Origin of the sequence: Tessaracoccus lubricantis (assembly GCF_039544535.1) — a bacterium.
GTDB classification, from domain to species: domain Bacteria; phylum Actinomycetota; class Actinomycetes; order Propionibacteriales; family Propionibacteriaceae; genus Arachnia; species Arachnia lubricantis.
Genome location: NZ_BAABLV010000029.1, coordinates 1 through 2405, shown reverse-complemented (window position 1 = coordinate 2405; position 2405 = coordinate 1). Strand labels below are relative to the sequence as shown.

1 protein-coding gene, 3 pseudogenes and 1 other annotated feature are annotated in these 2405 nt (G+C 64.4%); of the genes and pseudogenes, 1 reads left to right on the top strand and 3 read right to left on the bottom strand.

The window, feature by feature from the left end:
* A partial coding sequence (locus ABEA30_RS09225) for an ATP-binding protein (protein ID WP_345582112.1) occupies window positions 1-649 on the top strand: 649 nt, incomplete at its 5' end.
* A gap of 148 nt (window positions 650-797) precedes the next feature.
* Here ABEA30_RS09225 and ABEA30_RS09220 read toward each other — a convergent pair.
* The 3 pseudogenes from ABEA30_RS09220 to ABEA30_RS09210 all read right to left on the bottom strand — a co-directional run.
* A pseudogene (locus ABEA30_RS09220) lies at window positions 798-1088 on the bottom strand (transposase); the annotation flags it as partial.
* 53 nt (window positions 1089-1141) lie between these two features.
* A pseudogene (locus ABEA30_RS09215) lies at window positions 1142-1918 on the bottom strand (IS256 family transposase); the annotation flags it as partial.
* A 61-nt stretch (window positions 1919-1979) separates the two neighbouring features.
* A pseudogene (locus ABEA30_RS09210) lies at window positions 1980-2321 on the bottom strand (IS3 family transposase); the annotation flags it as partial.
* Window positions 2208-2336, bottom strand: a sequence feature (AL1L pseudoknot). It overlaps the preceding pseudogene by 114 nt.
* Window positions 2337-2405: the final 69 nt, after the last annotated feature.

Genomic DNA, 2405 nt, shown 5'->3' with positions numbered 1-2405 from the left:
GCTCGGTCTCGGGTTCGAGGAACGGATCCGGATCATCGTGGACGAGGCACACTCAGCCTTCACCCACTCCAAAGTCGACGGCCTCATCCGCCGCGCTGGGCTGCGCTATCCCACAGCGGACCTGCGCAGGATCGACCTCGTCGAGGAACGCGGTCTGGACAGGGGCATGATCTCGCAGCTGGCGACCTGTTCGTTCATCGAACGCTCCCACAACGTCGTGTTCCAAGGCTTCACCGGCTCCGGGAAATCCTACCTCGGCTGCGCCCTAGCGAAACAAGCCTGCCTCCACCGGATCCGGGCCCACTACATCCGAATGCCCGACCTCGCCGAAGCCTGGCATCTCGCCAAGGACAAGCCACAGGGGCAGATGAAGTTCCTCCGCAAGTACGCGGCCTTCACCCTGCTCGTGATCGATGAATGGCTCCTCGACCCACCCGACGAAAGCATGCGCAGCATGCTCCTGGAGCTCCTCGAGCGCCGCTACGACACCACCTCCACCGTCTTCTGCACCCAATACGCGAAGAAGGACTGGCACCAGCGCCTCGGCGGAGGAGTCCACGCCGACGCCATCATGGACCGCATCGTCCACAACACCATCTGGATCGACACCGGCACCCACAACATGAGAGAACACACCGCCACGAAGTGACCAGCCCGGCGCTGGTGGACGGCCCCCGGCCCCCACCAGCGCCACCGGTGGCCCCCAACGTCAATATCGCTGGCTCCCAGAGGCAATATCCAGTGGTCCCGTCAGGCTCGAATACTCACAGCCATCTCCTTCACGAGCGGGTAGATCATTTTGGGGGCGTGATGTGAGCCTGCGACAGGTACGCCGCCGCGCGCCGCAGCACCTCGTTTTCCATCTCCAGCTCACGGATCCTGCGCAGCGCCTGGGACATGTCCTTGCGCGCCTCGGGGTCCGTGGTCGGGGTCATCGCGTGGGACTTGAACCTCGCGTCACGGATCCACGCCTGCAGCGTGGTCTTCGCGATACCGAGGTCCTTGACGACCTGCTTCTGCGGGATGCCCGACTCGACCAAAGCAACGGCGTCGCGCTTGAACTCGTCGGAGTAAGTGATCTTCGGCATGATTGCCATCCTTTCAGCACAACCCCTCCCAGAGGTCATGCGGTCTTGGCGTCAACCAAACCTTCGGCAGTCCCCACGATCAACACGTCCTGGATGCCACGGTTGGCGAGTTGAGCACAGACCCCGGCCCAAAACTTCGCCCCCTCGGTGGCCTGAATCCAGATCCCCAGGACGTGCTTGATCCCGTCCATGTCGACGCCGACAGCGATGTGGGCGGCCTTGTTACGCACGTGCGCGCCGTCGCGGACCTTCACGATGAGCGCGTCGAGGTAGATCACCGGGTAGAACGCCTCCAGCGGGCGCTGCTGCCACGCGAGTACCTCGTCGAGGACCTCGTCGGTGATCTTGCTGATCGTCTCCCGGCTCACCTGCGCACCCACCGTCGACACCAGGTGGTGCTCGATGTCGCGCACCGTCATCCCGCCCGCATACAGCGACACGATCATGTCATCGAGCCCACCCAGCCGACGAGAGCCCTTCGGGACCAACGTCGGGGTGAACGTGCCGTCCCGGTCCCTGGGGATCGCGAGCTCAACGTCGCCGACGCTGGTAGCGACGGTCTTGGGATAGGAGCCGTTGCGCGAGTTCGGGAACACCACCGCGTCGGGGTCGCCCTTCTCGTAGCCCACGTGCTCGCTCAGTTCCGCCTGCAACCCGCGCTCCAGACCGGCCTTGATCAACTGCTGGATCAAGCCGTCCTTGCCGTCGAGTTGGACCTCGCCGGCGTCGATCATCGCGTAGATGCCGTCCAGCGCGCCGCTGGCCTCGAGGGCCTTCACACCCTCACGCTGGTCACGGCGTCGGTCCTTACGGGCATCTCTATCAACCATGGTCATCAGTGTCTCTACTTTCGTGTCAGGAGCCACCCCTTACACAAACCATCTGACACCCTCTGCCCCGACGGATGCCGCGGAGCCCCTGCTGCCGCATGAGACGCTCCACCGTGCACCTCGCGACGACAATGCCCGCGCGGCGCAGCAGCCGCCACACTTTCCTGGCGCCACTGACCCCGCGACCGAGCCTCCGGTCCCAGAACACCCGCTCGATCTGGACGACCAGTTCCGCGTCCGAGATGCTGCGGGCGGAGGCCGGCCGCTTCTTGAAGGCGTAGTAACCGGATGAGGCGATCGGCACGGCATGCTCGGTGAGCACCCGGCAGATCGGCTCGACCCCGAACCGGTCACGATGATCGTCGATGAATTGAACTACCACGGCAGTCGCGGGTCGAGCTCCCGCGCGAAGAACGGCTTGATATGTAGGTGATCTGGACCCCGATGAAGCAGGCCGTCGATGCGGCGGTGACGATGGTGGTGTCTT